The sequence below is a fragment of the Streptomyces parvus genome, from assembly GCF_032121415.1.
GTDB lineage: Bacteria > Actinomycetota > Actinomycetes > Streptomycetales > Streptomycetaceae > Streptomyces > Streptomyces globisporus_A.
Genome location: NZ_CP135079.1, coordinates 1,217,301 through 1,233,496, shown reverse-complemented (window position 1 = coordinate 1,233,496; position 16,196 = coordinate 1,217,301). Strand labels below are relative to the sequence as shown.

The 16,196-nt window shown below is 69.2% G+C and carries 16 protein-coding genes and 1 rRNA gene; 10 read left to right on the top strand and 7 right to left on the bottom strand.

Going from position 1 to position 16,196, the window contains the following annotated elements; translation table 11 throughout:
• Positions 1-45: 45 nt before the first annotated feature.
• From RNL97_RS06630 to RNL97_RS06620, 3 genes are all read right to left on the bottom strand, one after another.
• Positions 46-822 carry a transglycosylase SLT domain-containing protein gene (locus RNL97_RS06630; protein WP_032765948.1) on the bottom strand — a complete coding sequence of 259 codons (777 nt, stop codon included), beginning with the start codon at positions 820-822 and terminating at the stop codon, positions 46-48.
• A gap of 272 nt (positions 823-1,094) precedes the next feature.
• Positions 1,095-2,300, bottom strand: a complete 1,206-nt coding sequence (locus RNL97_RS06625) for an S-adenosylmethionine:tRNA ribosyltransferase-isomerase (RefSeq protein ID WP_243313662.1) — start codon at positions 2,298-2,300, stop codon at positions 1,095-1,097.
• The gene (locus tag RNL97_RS06620) at positions 2,297-3,022 is read right to left on the bottom strand and encodes an SDR family NAD(P)-dependent oxidoreductase (protein ID WP_030586349.1); all 726 of its coding nucleotides are present in this window, start codon (positions 3,020-3,022) and stop codon (positions 2,297-2,299) included. The genes RNL97_RS06625 and RNL97_RS06620 overlap by 4 nt, the downstream gene beginning before the upstream one ends.
• A 242-nt stretch (positions 3,023-3,264) precedes the next feature.
• Here RNL97_RS06620 and RNL97_RS06615 point away from each other — a divergent pair, with 242 nt between their 5' ends.
• From RNL97_RS06615 to RNL97_RS06605, 3 genes are all read left to right on the top strand, one after another.
• The gene (locus RNL97_RS06615; RefSeq protein ID WP_030586346.1) at positions 3,265-4,410 is read left to right on the top strand and encodes a GAF domain-containing sensor histidine kinase; all 1,146 of its coding nucleotides are present in this window, start codon (positions 3,265-3,267) and stop codon (positions 4,408-4,410) included.
• Complete coding sequence (locus RNL97_RS06610; protein ID WP_030586342.1) at positions 4,403-5,047, top strand: response regulator; 645 nt, start codon at positions 4,403-4,405, stop codon at positions 5,045-5,047. Before RNL97_RS06615 ends, RNL97_RS06610 begins: the two co-directional genes overlap by 8 nt.
• Positions 5,048-5,170: 123 nt before the next feature.
• Entirely contained in the window at positions 5,171-5,422 is a 252-nt protein-coding gene (locus RNL97_RS06605; RefSeq protein WP_030586340.1) for a chaplin family protein, read from the top strand.
• A 238-nt stretch (positions 5,423-5,660) separates the two neighbouring features.
• On the opposite strand, the gene RNL97_RS06600 is transcribed toward RNL97_RS06605, so the two are convergent.
• Positions 5,661-6,452: a hypothetical protein gene (locus tag RNL97_RS06600; RefSeq protein WP_030586337.1), complete on the bottom strand. Its 792-nt coding sequence runs from the start codon at positions 6,450-6,452 to the stop codon at positions 5,661-5,663.
• 144 nt (positions 6,453-6,596) lie between these two features.
• Here RNL97_RS06600 and RNL97_RS06595 point away from each other — a divergent pair, with 144 nt between their 5' ends.
• From RNL97_RS06595 to RNL97_RS06580, 4 genes are all read left to right on the top strand, one after another.
• Positions 6,597-7,394 (top strand): ABC transporter ATP-binding protein, encoded by a 798-nt coding sequence (locus RNL97_RS06595; RefSeq protein WP_030586334.1) that lies wholly within the window; start codon positions 6,597-6,599, stop codon positions 7,392-7,394.
• An 87-nt stretch (positions 7,395-7,481) separates the two neighbouring features.
• Entirely contained in the window at positions 7,482-7,910 is a 429-nt protein-coding gene (locus RNL97_RS06590) for an NfeD family protein (RefSeq protein ID WP_030586331.1), read from the top strand.
• Between the two features lie 164 nt (positions 7,911-8,074).
• Positions 8,075-9,064: an SPFH domain-containing protein gene (locus RNL97_RS06585; RefSeq protein ID WP_030586328.1), complete on the top strand. Its 990-nt coding sequence runs from the start codon at positions 8,075-8,077 to the stop codon at positions 9,062-9,064.
• An 84-nt stretch (positions 9,065-9,148) separates the two neighbouring features.
• Complete coding sequence (locus tag RNL97_RS06580; RefSeq protein WP_030586324.1) at positions 9,149-9,916, top strand: sulfite exporter TauE/SafE family protein; 768 nt, start codon at positions 9,149-9,151, stop codon at positions 9,914-9,916.
• A 62-nt stretch (positions 9,917-9,978) separates the two neighbouring features.
• On the opposite strand, the gene RNL97_RS06575 is transcribed toward RNL97_RS06580, so the two are convergent.
• On the bottom strand, positions 9,979-10,491 hold the full coding sequence (locus RNL97_RS06575) for an HNH endonuclease (RefSeq protein ID WP_030586321.1): 513 nt from the start codon (positions 10,489-10,491) through the stop codon (positions 9,979-9,981).
• Between the two features lie 138 nt (positions 10,492-10,629).
• A complete protein-coding gene (locus RNL97_RS06570; RefSeq protein ID WP_243313658.1) occupies positions 10,630-11,166 on the bottom strand; it encodes a YbhB/YbcL family Raf kinase inhibitor-like protein in 537 nt (178 codons plus the stop codon).
• A 195-nt stretch (positions 11,167-11,361) separates the two neighbouring features.
• Here RNL97_RS06570 and RNL97_RS06565 point away from each other — a divergent pair, with 195 nt between their 5' ends.
• Entirely contained in the window at positions 11,362-12,318 is a 957-nt protein-coding gene (locus RNL97_RS06565) for an IS481 family transposase (RefSeq protein WP_313750281.1), read from the top strand.
• Here RNL97_RS06565 and RNL97_RS06560 read toward each other — a convergent pair.
• Positions 12,315-13,097: a sporulation protein gene (locus RNL97_RS06560; protein WP_030586315.1), complete on the bottom strand. Its 783-nt coding sequence runs from the start codon at positions 13,095-13,097 to the stop codon at positions 12,315-12,317. The genes RNL97_RS06565 and RNL97_RS06560 overlap by 4 nt on opposite strands.
• A gap of 87 nt (positions 13,098-13,184) precedes the next feature.
• Between RNL97_RS06560 and RNL97_RS06555 the strand changes: the two genes are divergently transcribed.
• Together RNL97_RS06555 and RNL97_RS06550 are read left to right on the top strand one after the other, a co-directional pair.
• Positions 13,185-13,838 carry a DNA-3-methyladenine glycosylase gene (locus RNL97_RS06555; protein WP_030586312.1) on the top strand — a complete coding sequence of 218 codons (654 nt, stop codon included), beginning with the start codon at positions 13,185-13,187 and terminating at the stop codon, positions 13,836-13,838.
• A gap of 665 nt (positions 13,839-14,503) precedes the next feature.
• A 16S ribosomal RNA gene (locus RNL97_RS06550) occupies positions 14,504-16,031 on the top strand.
• Positions 16,032-16,196 lie beyond the last annotated feature (165 nt).

Sequence of the window (16,196 nt, the reverse complement as noted above, 5' to 3'; positions counted from 1 at the left end):
GCCGGCCTCCGGCATGCGTACGGCTGGTCCCGGAGACTCGGCGGCTCAGTACGCGCTGTTCACGTTGTCCATGGAGCCGTAACGGTCGGCCGCGTAGTTGCAGGCGGCGACGATGTTGGCGACCGGGTCGTACAGGTCCTTCTTGGTTCCCGCCACGTGGTAGCGGTCGAAGGTCGGCTGGATCACCTGGAGCAGACCCTTGGAGGGGATGCCGTTCCGGGCGTTGATGTCCCAGTTGTTGATGGCCCAGCGGTTACCGCTGGACTCCCGGATGATGTTGCGGTGGATCCCCTCGTAGGAGCCGGGGATGCCTTCCTTCTTCATGATCGCCATGGCCTCGCGGATCCAGCCGTCCAGGTTGTTGGCGTAGACGGGCTTGCGCGCGGTGGAGCGGTTGGCCTTCTCGGACGCGCGCTTCTTGGCGTCCGCCTTGGCCTTGGCGGCCTTCTCGGCCTTGTCCTTCGCGTCGGCGGCGGCCTTGGCCTTCGCCTCGGACGCCGCCTTCGCCTTGGCGGCCTTGGCCTTGGTCTCGGCGGCGGCCTTCGCCTTGGCGGCGTCGGCGGCCTTCACGAGCTTCTCGGCGGTGGAGTGCTGCTCGATCATGCTGTTCTGCACGGTCTTGGCCTGTGCGGTCCCCGCGGCGTTGGTGAAGGCCACGGGCGCAGCGGCGGCTGCCGCCTGCGGGGCAATCTCGGCATCGGCGTTCGACGGGACGAGCGAGAAGGTCAGGGCGGCGACGCCCAGGGCCGACACACCGGCCACGGAGATCTTCTGGACCTTGTTCAGACGACGGAGACGACGGGGAATGCGAGTCGCAGACATGTAGGGCTACCTCTTCGAATGCTCAGGTGTCCTCACGGAGGACGAGACCGGAGGCGGTGATGCGCACCTCCGTCGGGGACGAGAGCAATTCTTAGCGGCAGCAAAATCCTGAGGCAAAGGTGTGACGTACGAAGCCGGGTAGTGGAGAAGGGTCCCGTTCGCCCGAAATGACCCTCGTGCACGCCTGCTCAAAACGCCCTTATATGCCCACTAGGTGCGTTCGTAAGTGACGTGCGCCCTATGCCTGGGCTCACATCGGCGAGGTGGCAGTCTCACCGCTCGTTGCTGAAGCAATCCGGAGGGTTACGTTCCTCATCCGCCAGGATGAGATGGACGTCCCCGAACTCATGCCAGAGGTACCGCTCCTGGAGCGCCGCCTCGTACCCGCGTCGCAGCGCCTCGCGCCCCGCCACCGCCTCCAGCATCAGCAGATGCGAGGCCTGCGGCTCGTGCAGCCCGGTCAGCAGCCCGTCCACCACCCGGACCCCGCGCCGCGGCGTCACCACGAGGTCCGTCCATCCCCCGGCTGGCCGCACCACCCCGTCCGCGCCCGCCGCCGACTCCAGCGCCCGCACGGCCGTCGTCCCCACCGCGACCACCCGCCCGCGGCCCGCCGCCCGGACGGCGTTCACCAGCCGGGCCGTCGCCGCCGGCACCGCGAACCGCTCCGGGTACGGCGGCTCGTGCGCCTCCGCCGAGGCCACCCCCGTATGCAGGGACAGCGGGGCGAACAGCACACCCCGGCGCACCAGCTCCGCCACCAGCGGGAGCGTGAAGGGGCGCGCCGCACTCGGCATCTCGGCCGAACCGCTCCCGTCCGGGGAGGGCACCGCGAACACCGTGCGGTACGCCGACAGCGGCTGATCCCGATCCGTGTACCCGTACCGTATGGGCCGCCCGTACCTGCGCAGCAGCTCCGGCACCCCCTCCGGCACGCTCGCCCACCACAGCCGGGCCCCGGCCGCGGGCCCCAACGGCTCCTCCAGCACCAGGGCCCGCCCGCCCGGCAGCCGCACCGACGCCCCCGCCGGACCACCCCGCCGCGGCCCGGTGACACCCGCCCCCCTGGGCGCCCGCAGCTCCACCGCCCACCGCCCGTCCGCACCCCGCGTGGAGAAGTGCACGACGACCCGCTCCCCGCCGACGCGCCCGTTCACCGCGGCGGGCAGCGTCATGGAGGTGTTCACCACCAGCACGTCCCCGGCCCGCAACTGCTCCGGCAGCTCCCGGAACGCGTGGTGCGCGACCGCCCGCCCCCGGGACACGAGCAGCCGCACGTCGTCACGCCCCGCCCCGCGCTGCTCGGCCGGCACCCGTGCCGACAACGCGTCCGGCACCCGCAGGGCCTCCAGAGCGGTGGCCTCCGCCGCGCCGGCTGTTCGGGCTCCGGCCGGGCCGGGCGAGGCGGAGGGCCCCCCTCCCGCCCCCGGCACGGCGAGGGCCACGTCGCCGCGCCCGTTCCGCCCCCGCGCGGTCATCGCGCACCCCCGTCCCGCCCCGCCGGCCCCTCCAGCAGGGCCCAAGCCGCGTACCGGCCGCCGGCCGGGCGCTCCCGTACCAGTCGCAGGAACGCGGGCACCACGCTCTCCGGCGACGGCCGCGCCGCGTCCGCGTCCTTTGGGACCGCCGCGGCGTACAGGTCCGTCGCCATGTCGCCCGGGTCGACCGCCCACACCCGCAACCCCGGCTCCTCCTCGCCCAGCACCGCCGCCAGCTGGTCCAGCGCCGCCTTCGACGCCCCGTAACCACCCCACGTCGGGTAGGGCTCCGCCGCCGCGTCCGAGCTGATCACCACCACCGTCCCCGCCTCCGAGGCCCGCAGCGACGGCAACGCCTCCTGTACGAGACCGAGCGCCGCCACCACATTCGTCTCCAGCGCCCGCCTGAGCCCCTCCAGCGGCAGCGCGTCCAGCCGGACCAGCGGTTCCGCGCCCAGCACGCTCGCGTTGCTCACCAACAGGTCGAGCCCGCCCAGCGACCCGGCCGCCGCCACCAGATCCGCCCGGTGCGCCGCGTCCGTGACGTCCCCCGGCACCGCCACCACCCGCGTCCCGTACCGCCCGCGCAGCTCCCGCGCCGTCTCCTCCAGCACCCCGGCGGTCCGGGCGTCCAGCACCAGGTCCCAGCCCTCCCCGGCCAGGGCCCCCGCCAACGCCCGCCCCAGCCCCTTCGAACCACCCGTGATCATCGCGACCGGCATGGTGACCGTCCCCTTCGCACCCTCGGCGTCCGCCGGGAGACCCCGGCGATTTCACCGTAGGAAGGCCCGGCCGCACCGCGCCTCGCCCTGGAGCCGCACCCTTACCCGGCACTTCGGCGTAGGTCCCGGGCAGTCCTACGACCTCCGGCCGAGGGGCCGTCCCGCCCCGGCCTAGGACCCGGCGGGCCGGGCCCCGACCCGGGCCCGATACGACCGCCCACCCCCGCCGGTACGGTGATCCCATGAGTGATCGCCCACCGTCGGGCCTCGCCGCGGTGAGTGCCGCGCTGCTCGCCATGAGCCGGCACCTCGAAGTGGGCGACGTCCTGAAGACGATCGTCGCCTCCGCCCGCGAGCTGCTCGACGCCCAGTACGCGGCCCTCGGCGTCCCGGACGACCACGGCGGCTTCGCCCAGTTCGTGGTCGACGGCGTCAGCGACGAACAGTGGAAGGCCATCGGCCCGCTGCCCCGCCAGCACGGCATCCTGGCCGCGATGCTCCACCAGGCGAAGCCCGAACGCCTCGCCGACGTCCGCGAGGACCCCCGCTTCGAGGGCTGGCCCGACGCCCACCCCGACATGTCCGACTTCCTCGGCCTGCCGATCACGGACGGCGACGAGATCATCGGCGCGCTGTTCCTCGCCAACAAGATGTGCCCCAAGCCCGAGGGCGGCTGCGGCTTCACCGCCGAGGACGAGGAACTGCTCTCGATCCTCGCCCAGCACGCCGCCATCGCCCTCACCAACGCCCGCCTCTACGAACGCAGCCGCGAGCTGACCATCGCCGAGGAGCGCTCCCGCCTCGCCCACGAGCTGCACGACGCGGTCAGCCAGAAGCTGTTCTCGCTCCGCCTCACCGCCCAGGCCGCCGCCGCCCTCGTCGACCGCGACCCCGTCCGCGCCAAGGGCGAGCTCCAGCAGGTCGCCGTCCTCGCCGCCGAAGCCGTCGACGAACTGCGGGCCGCCGTCGTCGAGCTGCGCCCGGCCGCCCTCGACGAGGACGGCCTGATCGCCACCCTCCGCACCCAGATCCAGGTCCTGGACCGGGCGCACGCCGCCGACGTCGCCTTCGAGAGCTGCGGAGTCCGCGCACTGCCCGCCGCCCAGGAGGAAGCGCTGCTCCGGGTCGCCCAGGAAGCCCTCCACAACGCCCTGCGCCACTCCGGGGCGGAGCGCGTGAGCGTCACCCTGGCCCGGCGCGGCAGCGCCACCGTCCTGCGCGTCACCGACGACGGGCGCGGGTTCGACCCCACCGCCGTCCGACGGGCGGGCCGCCACCTCGGCCTCGTCTCCATGCGCCACCGGGCGAGCAGCGTCGGCGGCCGACTCACCGTTGCATCGGAGCCCGGCAAGGGCGCCACGATCGAGATGGAGGTCCCCGGTGGCTGACAAGATCATCAGGGTGCTGCTGGTCGACGACCATCAGGTGGTCCGCCGCGGACTGCGCACCTTCCTGGAGATCCAGGAGGACATAGAGGTCGTCGGCGAGGCGTCCGACGGCGCGGAGGGCGTGGCCCGGACCGAGGAGCTGCGCCCCGACGTCGTGCTGATGGACATCAAGATGCCCGGCACCGACGGCATCGAGGCGCTGCGCCGCCTGCGCGAGCTCGACAACCCGGCCAAGATCCTCATCGTCACCAGCTTCACCGAACAGCGCACCGTGGTCCCCGCCCTGCGCGCCGGAGCCTCCGGTTACGTCTACAAGGACGTCGACCCGGACGCCCTGGCCGGCGCCATCCGCTCCGTCCACGCCGGACACGTCCTGCTCCAGCCCGAGGTCGCCGGCGCCCTCCTCGCCCAGGAGGACGCGGGCACCGGCACGGGCCGGGGAAACACGCTCACCGAGCGGGAACGCGAGGTCCTCGGCCTCATCGCGGACGGCCGTTCGAACCGGGAGATCGCCCGGGCGCTCGTCCTTTCGGAGAAGACGGTCAAGACGCATGTCTCGAACATCCTGATGAAGCTCGACCTGGCCGACCGCACCCAGGCGGCGCTGTGGGCGGTACGCCACGGAGCGGTGGGCTGACGTCGCCGAGAGATTCATACTGTCGGGTGTATGTCACCCGAACGGCGCATCCTTCCGGGCGGCACGGCGTTCTCCAGATCGTGCTGCGGCGGCCTGCCGCAGCCTTTCCAGGAGGATCCTGAAGTGAAGAATTTGAAGAAGGCCGCCGCCGTCACGATGATCGCGGGCGGGCTCATCGCCGCCGGCGCCGGTGCCGCCTCCGCCACCGGCCACAGCGGTGCCGACGCCCACGGCGTGGCCACCAACTCCCCGGGCGTCGCCAGCGGCAACCTCGTGCAGGTCCCGGTCGCCGTCCCGGTGAACGTGGTCGGCAACACGGTCAACGTCGTGGGCCTACTCAACCCGGCCTTCGGCAACCTGGGCCTGAACCACTGACCAGCCCGTCTGACGCCGGGAGCCCCGCTGTTCCAGCCCGCCCGCCCCCAGCCCGTCTGACGCCGGGAGCCCCGCTGTTCCAGCCCGCCCGCCCCCAGCCCGTCCGGGCACCCCCGGCCCGTCCGGCGCTTGAGGACGGAACCCTCGCGGCGGGGCTCCCGCACCAGAACAAGGCCCCCCGCCCGGGGACACCGCGCCCCAACCCGTCCCGCGCTTGAGGACAACGGGCCCCACGGCCCTACCGCCGCACCTCCCCGCCCTCCACATACGCGTTGTACGCCGCCACCAACGCCCGCCGAGCCACCCGCTCCACCGGCCGCAACGCCTCCCCCCGCGCCGCGATCTCCGACGCGCTCACCGCACCCCCGTGCCCGTTCTCGTACGCCACCGAGACCAGCAGCCCCACCCGCTGCGCCATCTCCAGCACCCGCACCGCCCTCGGCGGATACCCGGGCGCCAGCACCTCGTGCCCACCACCCCGCTCCACCCGCGCCCGGTACGCCTCCACCGCCGCCTCCGCCACCGGCCCGGAACCGGCCACGTCCAACCGCGACAGCACCGCCGTCGCATCGCGCAACGCCTCCGCCAGCTCCCGCTCCGCCTCGCCCAGCGACGGCACATCCGCGGGCGGCGCCTCCCGCACCGGCAGCACCCGCCACACCACCTCGATGTGCAGATCCCCCTCCGGCCCGGCCCCGCTCACCTCCGGCACCAGCCCGTACGGCACCCCGTACGCGACGACCGCCTCCTCCGCCTCCAGCGCCCGCGCGTTGAAGTCCGGCGGACCGCTCAGCCCCAGCGGATGCCCCGGCACCGGCAGAGCCAGCCGGAAACCGGTCGCCCCCAGCCCCCGCAGCCGGCCGAGCGCCAGCGTGAGCCCGACCGGCCCCGCCTCACCCGGCAGCCCCTCGACGCGGTGCACCGCGTCCTCTCCGACAATCGCGAGGGCCGCCTCGTCCGGCGAGACGAGTCCCGCCAGGAGCGCGTTTCCCCAAGCGGCCAACAACCCTGAACGTGGTTCGACAAGCATGCCGACAGCCTAGGGAACGCCCGGGCCGAGCCCGGGGTCCGGACCTCACGCCCGAACCACTCGCGCGGTGGCGTAGGTTTTCCCTGGGAGCCGTGCCCACCGGCACGCGACGATCGACGAGACTGCTTGGGGAGACAACGCGCCATGAGCGATGTACTGGAGCTGGTGGACGTATCCGTGGTCCGCGACGGACGCGCTCTGGTGGAAGACGTCTCCTGGTCGGTCAAGGAGGGGGAGCGCTGGGTCATCCTGGGCCCCAACGGCGCCGGCAAGACGACCCTCCTCAACCTCGCGTCCAGCTACCTCTTCCCGAGCAAGGGAACGGCCACCGTCCTCGGCGAGGAGCTGGGCGGCGTCGGCACCGACGTCTTCGAACTCCGCCCCCGCATCGGCATGGCGGGCGTCGCGATGGCCGACAAGCTGCCCAAGCGCCAGACCGTGCTGCAGACGGTCCTCACCGCCGCGTACGGCATGACCGCCACCTGGCACGAGAACTACGAGGCCGTCGACGAGGAGCGCGCCCGCGCCTTCCTCGACCGCCTCGGCATGACCGAGTACCTGGACCGCAAGTTCGGCACGCTCTCCGAAGGAGAGCGCAAGCGCACGCTCATCGCCCGCGCCATGATGACCGACCCCGAGCTGCTGCTCCTCGACGAGCCCGCCGCCGGGCTCGACCTCGGCGGGCGCGAGGACCTCGTCCGCCGCCTCGGCCGCCTCGCCCGCGACCCGTACGCCCCCTCCATGATCATGGTCACCCACCATGTCGAGGAGATCGCACCCGGGTTCACCCACGTCCTGATGATCCGCCAGGGCAAGATCCTCGCGGCCGGTCCCATGGAGACCGAGCTCAGCTCCCGCAACCTCTCCCTCTGCTTCGGCCTGCCGCTCATCGTCGAGCACACCGGCGACCGCTACACCGCCCACGGCCTCCCGCTCTCCTGACCGTCACACTCCGATCGGCAGGCATTTCACCGGAGTTGACCCCCGTGCGCCCTGTCGGTGACGCACCGACAGTCCTACGATGACCAGGTGGACATCGACGCATGGGTGTGGTGGCTGATCGGCGCGGTGGGACTGGGCATCCCCCTCGTCCTGACCGCGATGCCCGAATTCGGCATGTTCGCCGTCGGGGCTGTGGCCGCATCGGCCGTCGCGGCCCTGGGCGGCGGAATCGTCGCCCAGGTCCTGGTCTTCGTCCTGGTCTCGGTCGCGCTGATCGCCGTCGTGCGCCCGATCGCCGCCAGACACCGGGCCGGACAGACCGGACAGGCCAGCGGCATCGAGGCCCTGAAAGGCCGTCAGGCAGCCGTGCTGGAACGGGTGTCGGCCGACGGGGGCCGCATCAAGCTCGCCGGCGAGGTCTGGTCGGCCCGTTCCTACGACGCCGAGCAGGTCTTCGAGCCAGGCACTCAGGTCGATGTCATCGACATCGACGGAGCGACGGCCGTCGTCATGTGACCGAAGCGCGTACGGGGCGGGCCCAGGTCTGCCAGACTCGAAGTCGATCATGTCGATCATCATGGGACCCCGGCCCGGCCCGCTCCTCGCCGACCACCGTCCCCCACGAGGACCGACCCCGATCACCGCGATCCACCGGCCAACCGAAGGGCACGAGAGACACGATGCAACCGATCATCATCGTTCTGATCATTCTGGTGGTGCTCGTCTTCATCGCCCTGATCAAGACGATTCAGGTCATCCCGCAGGCCAGCGCCGCCATCGTCGAGCGATTCGGCCGCTACACCCGCACCCTGAACGCGGGCCTGAACATCGTCGTCCCGTTCATCGACTCGATCCGCAACCGGATCGACCTCCGTGAACAGGTCGTGCCCTTCCCGCCGCAGCCGGTGATCACCCAGGACAACCTGGTCGTCAACATCGACACCGTCATCTACTACCAGGTGACCGACGCCCGCGCCGCGACCTACGAAGTGGCCAGCTACATCCAGGCGATCGAGCAGCTCACCGTCACCACCCTCCGCAACATCATCGGCGGCATGGACCTGGAGCGGACCCTCACCTCCCGCGAGGAGATCAACGCGGCCCTGCGCGGCGTCCTCGACGAGGCGACCGGCAAGTGGGGCATCCGCGTCAACCGCGTCGAACTCAAGGCGATCGAGCCGCCGACCTCCATCCAGGACTCGATGGAGAAGCAGATGCGCGCCGACCGCGACAAGCGCGCCGCGATCCTCACTGCCGAGGGCATCCGGCAGTCCCAGATCCTCACCGCCGAGGGTGAGAAGCAGTCCGCGATCCTGCGCGCCGAGGGTGAGGCCAAGGCCGCCGCCCTGCGCGCCGAGGGCGAAGCCCAGGCCGTCCGCACGGTCTTCGAGGCCATCCACGCCGGGGACCCGGACCAGAAGCTGCTCTCGTACCAGTACCTCCAGATGCTCCCGAAGATCGCCGAGGGCGACGCCAACAAGCTCTGGATCGTGCCCAGCGAGATCGGCGACGCCCTCAAGGGCCTCAGCGGAGCCTTCGGCAACCTCGGCGGCGGCGTACCCGGCTTCAACACCGGCGGCGACGGCGGAAACGGCGGGAACGGCGGTGGAGCCAAGGGCGGCATCCCGGCCCCTGCGGTGGAACGACGCGAGGAACCCCCGGTCTCCTGACCCCGAAAGCCCTTCGTGCATGATCGGTGAGGCCCCTCGACCTTCATGGCGGGGAGGCGTCACTGACCACCGAAGGAGATGGTCTTGTCCATCTGGGAAATACTCGCCGTCTTCGCGGCCGGAGTCGGAGCGGGCACGATCAACACGATCGTCGGCTCGGGCACCCTGATCACCTTCCCCGTCCTCCTCGCCACCGGCCTCCCCCCGGTCACGGCGACGGTCTCCAACGCGCTCGGCCTCATCCCCGGCTCCATCAGCGGAGCCATCGGCTACCGCAAGGAACTGGCCGGCCAGCGCCGCCGGATCGTCAAACTGGGCATCGGAGCCGCCATCGGCGGCCTCACCGGAGCCACGCTCCTGCTCGCCCTGCCCTCCACGGCCTTCGAGACGATCGTCCCGGTCCTGGTCGCCATGGCGCTCGTCCTCGTCATCCTGCAACCACGCATCAGCAAAGCCGTGCAGCGCCGCCGCGAACACACCGGCACCGTGGCCCGTACCGACGGCGGCCCGCTCCTGTTCAGCGGCCTCATGCTCGCCAGCGTCTACGGCGGCTACTTCACCGCCGCCCAGGGGATCATCTACCTCTCCCTCATGGGCATGCTGCTCGACGACACCCTGCAGCGCCTCAACGCCGTCAAGAACGTCCTGGCCGCCATCGTCAACAGCATCGCGGCGCTGTTCTTCCTCTTCGTCGCCCACTTCGACTGGACGGCCGTCGTCCTCATCGCGGTCGGCTCGGCCATCGGCGGCCAGATAGGCGCCAAGGTCGGCCGTCGACTGAGCCCCACCGTCCTGCGCGCCCTCATCGTGGCCGTCGGAACGATGGCCATCGTCCAGTTGCTGCTCCGCTGACACACGTGGGCCCGCCCCTTCCCGGGGACGGGGCCACGCATACATCACCAGGCGTACGCCGACTACGCCGCCGCGGCCGCCCGGTCCAGCCACTCGGGCAGCTCCGCCCGGTCACCGGCCCCCATCGCCAGCAGCATCGCCTCGGCGGGGGAGGGGACGAACGGCTGCTTCAGGAGCGGCATCCCCGCCTGCTCGGGCGTCCGGGCCGCCTTGCGGTGGTTGTCCTCGGCGCAGGAGGCCACCGTGTTCAGCCAGGTGTCCTGCCCGCCCTGGGCACGCGGCACCACATGGTCGACGGTGGACGCCCGCCGCCCGCAGTACGCGCACCGGTGCTGGTCCCGTATGAGCACGCCCCTTCTGGACCACGGGGCCTGTCTTCGGAACGGCACCCGCACGTACCGGCAGAGCCTGATCACCCGGGGCGCCGGAATGTCCACGGCGGCACCACGCATACGGAGCTCGGGATGCGACTGCTCGACGACGGCCTTGTCCGTCAGGATCAGGACCACCGCACGGTTGAGCGTCACTGTCGACAGCGGCTCGAAGCTCGCGTTGAGAACCAGCGTGTCACGCATCCTGCCCACCTCCCGTGTGCCGCCCGCCCCCTGGCAGGCCCGGATCAACTCTGGCTGGGCAGGCCGCGATGGACAACGCAATAAAAAATGCCCTGCTCTGATCTCTCCAAGACCAGAGCAGGGCAAACAGCAGACGAACTAATCGTCGGCGGGAGCCTGGTACTCACCGATCAGATGCGCACGCCCGAGCGTGTGGAACCGGAGGTTGAACCCGACCACCGCGGGCGAGGAATCACTGTCGATCCCGAGCTTCTCGGTGTCCACCGCGTACACGGTGAACACATACCGGTGATTCTCGCCGGCCGGCGGCGCGGCGCCGCCGAACTCCTTCGACCCGTAGTCGTTACGCGCCTGAACGGCGCCCTCCGGCAGCCCCTTGAACTCCCCGCTGCCCGCACCGGCGGGCAACTCGGTCACCGAGACCGGGAGGTCGAAGAGCACCCAGTGCCAGAACCCGCTGCCCGTCGGCGCGTCCGGGTCGAAACACGTCACGGCGAAGCTCTTGGTCCCCTCGGGGAACCCCTCCCACCGCAGCTGCGGCGAAGTGTTCCCGGCCGCAAGCACCTGAGCGTCGCCCAGCACGGCTCCCGGCGCGAGGTCGTCGCTCACCACGGTGAACGCCGGCACCTCCGGATGGAAGTCATGCGGCAGCGGGGCCCTGTTCGACTCGGTCACGTCTCGCACCTCTCCTGATCGGTTCGTCTGCCTTCTTCCCCGACTGTAGGGGGCGTACCGCCCTCGCTCCGGAGGGCGTACCGCCGCCTAGATGTATTGATCACGAGCGTTGTTAACGCCGACCGGGCTTGATCATGGCGAAGACCTCCGGTGTGGTGGAGGTGTCTAGGCTCCACACCACACACGGAGGTCTTCGTGTCCCACCGTAATGCCCGGCTGACCGTTCACGGCAGGCGAATCCTGGTCGATCGCGTCCTCGGTGGGCGGCCAGTTGCCCATGTGGCGGCCGAAATGGGCATATCCAGGCCTACCGCCCACAAGTGGATCCGCCGTTGGCGCGCGGAGGGTGACTCGGGCCTGGCCGACCGCTCCAGCAGGCCCCATCGCACACCGCACCGCACCCCACGGGCCGTCGAGGCTCGCGTCTGCGACCTCCGCAGGACCCGCAAGCTCGGCCCCGCCCGCATCGGCCCGGTCCTGGGCCTGCCCGCCTCGACCGTGCACCGGATCCTGACCCGCCACAGTCTGAACCGGCTGTCCTGGATCGACCGTCCGACCGGCACCCTGATCCGCCGCTACGAACGCGACCGGCCCGGCGAGCTGATCCACATCGACGTGAAGAAGCTCGGCCGGATCCCCGACGGCGGCGGTCACAGGACCCTGGGCCGCCAGGCCGGCCGCGCCACCCGCAGCAACATGGGCTTCGACTACATCCACTCTGCCGTCGACGACCATTCCCGCCTGGCCTACAGCGAGATCCACCCCGACGAGAAGGTCGCGACCTGCGCGGGCTTCCTCACCCGCGCAGCCGCCTTCTTCCACCGCCAGGGCATCCCCCGCATCGAGCGGGTCCTGACGGACAACGCCTGGGCCTACCGCAAGGGCCTGGCCTGGAGGAACGCCCTCGCGGACCTCGGCGCCACAGGCAAGCTGACCCGGGCCTACCGGCCCCAGACCAACGGCAAGGTCGAACGCTTCAACCGCACCCTGCTCGACGAATGGGCCTACATCCGGCCCTACACCGCCAACACCGAGCGGGCCGAAGCCCTGGCAGACTTCCTCCACACCTACAACCACCACCGCAGCCACACCGCACTCGGCGGCCACCCACCCATCACCCGTGTCAACAACCCTGCGGGTCAATACACCTAGAGCCAGTTGCGCTGACCGCCGACCTGGGCGAGCCACTGGTTGAGGTACGCCGCCCAGTCGGTCTGCTGGTAGTCGTGCAGCCCCACCTTGAAGGCGCGGTAGGAGTCGCTGCCTTCGCTGAACAGCCCCGGCTTCTTGTCCATCTCCAGGACGACGTCCATCTCACGGTCGTCGGCGACGAAGGTCAGCTCCACCTGGTTCAGCCCGCGGTACTGCGCCGGCGGGACGAACTCGATCTCCTGGTAGAACGGCAGCCGCTGACGCGTCCCGCGGATGTGCCCGCGCTCCATGTCCGCGCTGCGGAAGCCGAAGCCCAGCTGCCGGAAGGCGTTGAGGATGGCCTCCTGTGCCGGCAGCGGGTGCACGTTGATCGGGTCCAGGTCACCGGAGTCCAGCGCCCGGGCGATCTCCAGCTCGGTGGTCACTCCGATGTTCATCCCGCGCAGCTGCTGGCCGCCGAACATCGTGATCGGCGTCTCCCACGGGATCTCCAGACCGAACGGCACCACGTGCACCGCGCCCGCCTGGACCTCGAAGGCGCCGCCGAGGTTCAGCTTGGTGAACTCGATGTCCTGCTTGGTCTCCTGGTCCCCGCCCTCCACCTCGACCCGTGCCTGGAGCCCGACGTTGAGCCCCTCGATCTGCTGGGCGACCGAACCGCCCTGGATCCGCACCTCGCCCTGGACGACCCCACCAGGGACGACATTCACCTCGGTGAGCTCGGTCTCCACCGAGGCACCGCCGGCACCCATGCTCGCGAGCAGCCGCTTGAAGCCCATAGTCACTCCTTCTTGGTCCTGACCCCTACATACGCGCCACGACGGTAGCCGGTTCCCTTCGGAGCGATCCCAGTACCCTCGGACGCCATGACCAAAAGCCTGGACCGCACACCACTGACGCGAGATTTCTTCGACCGGGACGTCCTGGAGGTCGCTCCGGACCTGCTCGGCCGCACCCTCGTACGCCGGGAGCCGACGGGCACGATCGAGCTGCGCCTGACCGAGGTGGAGGCGTACGCCGGCGAGATCGACCCCGGCTCGCACGCCTTCCGCGGCCGCACGCCCCGCAACAGCGTGATGTTCGGCCCGCCCGGCCACACGTACGTCTACTTCACGTACGGGATGTGGCACTGCCTCAACCTGGTCTGCGGCCCGGACGGGCACGCCAGCGGGGTTCTGCTCCGGGCCGGCGAGATCAACGTGGGCGCCCACCTGGCTCGCGACCGTCGCCTCTCGGCCCGCAACGACAAGGAATTGGCCAAAGGTCCGGCCCGGCTCGCCACCGCCCTCGACGTCGACCGCGACCTGAACGGCAGCGATCTCTTCGGCGGCCCCGCCCCGGCGCTTTCCGTTCTGCACGGCACCCCGCCGCCCCGTGACCTCGTACGGAGCGGCCCCCGCACGGGAGTGGGCGGCGACGGAGCCCATCAGCCGTGGCGCTTCTGGATCGAGGGAGACCCCACGGTGAGTCCGTACCGCGCCCACGCACCGCGCCGTCGGCCAAGCCGCAAGGCGACTTGACGTGCCCTCGGCGGACGCCTAATGTGGTCCGAGCCGCTTGACACGGGTACAGCTCTTGGCACAGTCCATCGGACCGGACCGAGCCACTCGAAGCGGCCACACCACTACCTACGACTCACCCTGGCGGGTGCGAATTCGGCATGCCCGTAATTCGCCCTACCGGCTCGATTATGAGCTCCCAAGGGAATCGGTTAACGTAGTGGACACGCCGAAAGGCAAGGCCGCTCCACAGGCCACCGGAATTCACATTCGGGCCGGAAACGGAACGAAATAGAGTCTGGTAAAGTTGGAATCGCCGGAAAGGGAAAGCGCGAAAGCGGAGAACCTGGAAAGCGAAACTGTACCGCCCGCTTCGACCGGGAATCGGACACGAAAGAGTCTGATAGAGTCGGAAACGCAAGAACGAAGGGAAGCGCCCGGAGGGCCCCGGTGATACGGGACCGAAGGAAGCGTCCGTTCCTTGAGAACTCAACAGCGTGCCAAAAGTCAACGCCAGATATGTTGATACCCCGGCCTGCTTCGGCAGGTTGGTGGTTCCTTTGAAAGTCCTACGGCCACCATGTGGTGGTGGTAGGCGATAACACAGCGAGGACGCTGTGAACAACGGGTCTTATTCCGACCGGTTGTTCCGCTCTCGTGTGTGTGCACCCGATTACGGGTAAACATTCACGGAGAGTTTGATCCTGGCTCAGGACGAACGCTGGCGGCGTGCTTAACACATGCAAGTCGAACGATGAAGCCGCTTCGGTGGTGGATTAGTGGCGAACGGGTGAGTAACACGTGGGCAATCTGCCCTTCACTCTGGGACAAGCCCTGGAAACGGGGTCTAATACCGGATAACACTCTGTCCCGCATGGGACGGGGTTGAAAGCTCCGGCGGTGAAGGATGAGCCCGCGGCCTATCAGCTTGTTGGTGGGGTAATGGCCTACCAAGGCGACGACGGGTAGCCGGCCTGAGAGGGCGACCGGCCACACTGGGACTGAGACACGGCCCAGACTCCTACGGGAGGCAGCAGTGGGGAATATTGCACAATGGGCGAAAGCCTGATGCAGCGACGCCGCGTGAGGGATGACGGCCTTCGGGTTGTAAACCTCTTTCAGCAGGGAAGAAGCGAAAGTGACGGTACCTGCAGAAGAAGCGCCGGCTAACTACGTGCCAGCAGCCGCGGTAATACGTAGGGCGCAAGCGTTGTCCGGAATTATTGGGCGTAAAGAGCTCGTAGGCGGCTTGTCACGTCGGATGTGAAAGCCCGGGGCTTAACCCCGGGTCTGCATTCGATACGGGCTAGCTAGAGTGTGGTAGGGGAGATCGGAATTCCTGGTGTAGCGGTGAAATGCGCAGATATCAGGAGGAACACCGGTGGCGAAGGCGGATCTCTGGGCCATTACTGACGCTGAGGAGCGAAAGCGTGGGGAGCGAACAGGATTAGATACCCTGGTAGTCCACGCCGTAAACGTTGGGAACTAGGTGTTGGCGACATTCCACGTCGTCGGTGCCGCAGCTAACGCATTAAGTTCCCCGCCTGGGGAGTACGGCCGCAAGGCTAAAACTCAAAGGAATTGACGGGGGCCCGCACAAGCAGCGGAGCATGTGGCTTAATTCGACGCAACGCGAAGAACCTTACCAAGGCTTGACATATACCGGAAAGCATCAGAGATGGTGCCCCCCTTGTGGTCGGTATACAGGTGGTGCATGGCTGTCGTCAGCTCGTGTCGTGAGATGTTGGGTTAAGTCCCGCAACGAGCGCAACCCTTGTTCTGTGTTGCCAGCATGCCCTTCGGGGTGATGGGGACTCACAGGAGACTGCCGGGGTCAACTCGGAGGAAGGTGGGGACGACGTCAAGTCATCATGCCCCTTATGTCTTGGGCTGCACACGTGCTACAATGGCCGGTACAATGAGCTGCGATGCCGTGAGGCGGAGCGAATCTCAAAAAGCCGGTCTCAGTTCGGATTGGGGTCTGCAACTCGACCCCATGAAGTCGGAGTTGCTAGTAATCGCAGATCAGCATTGCTGCGGTGAATACGTTCCCGGGCCTTGTACACACCGCCCGTCACGTCACGAAAGTCGGTAACACCCGAAGCCGGTGGCCCAACCCCTTGTGGGAGGGAGCTGTCGAAGGTGGGACTGGCGATTGGGACGAAGTCGTAACAAGGTAGCCGTACCGGAAGGTGCGGCTGGATCACCTCCTTTCTAAGGAGCATTTCTTACCAGGCTTCGGTTTGGTCAGAGGCCAGTACATCGGCGAATGTCCGGTGCTGGTTGCTCATGGGTGGAACGTTGACTATTCGGCACGATGAGCACGGTTTCGTGAGTACTGCTTCGGCGTGGAAAACGGGAACGGGTTGATTGTGTCGG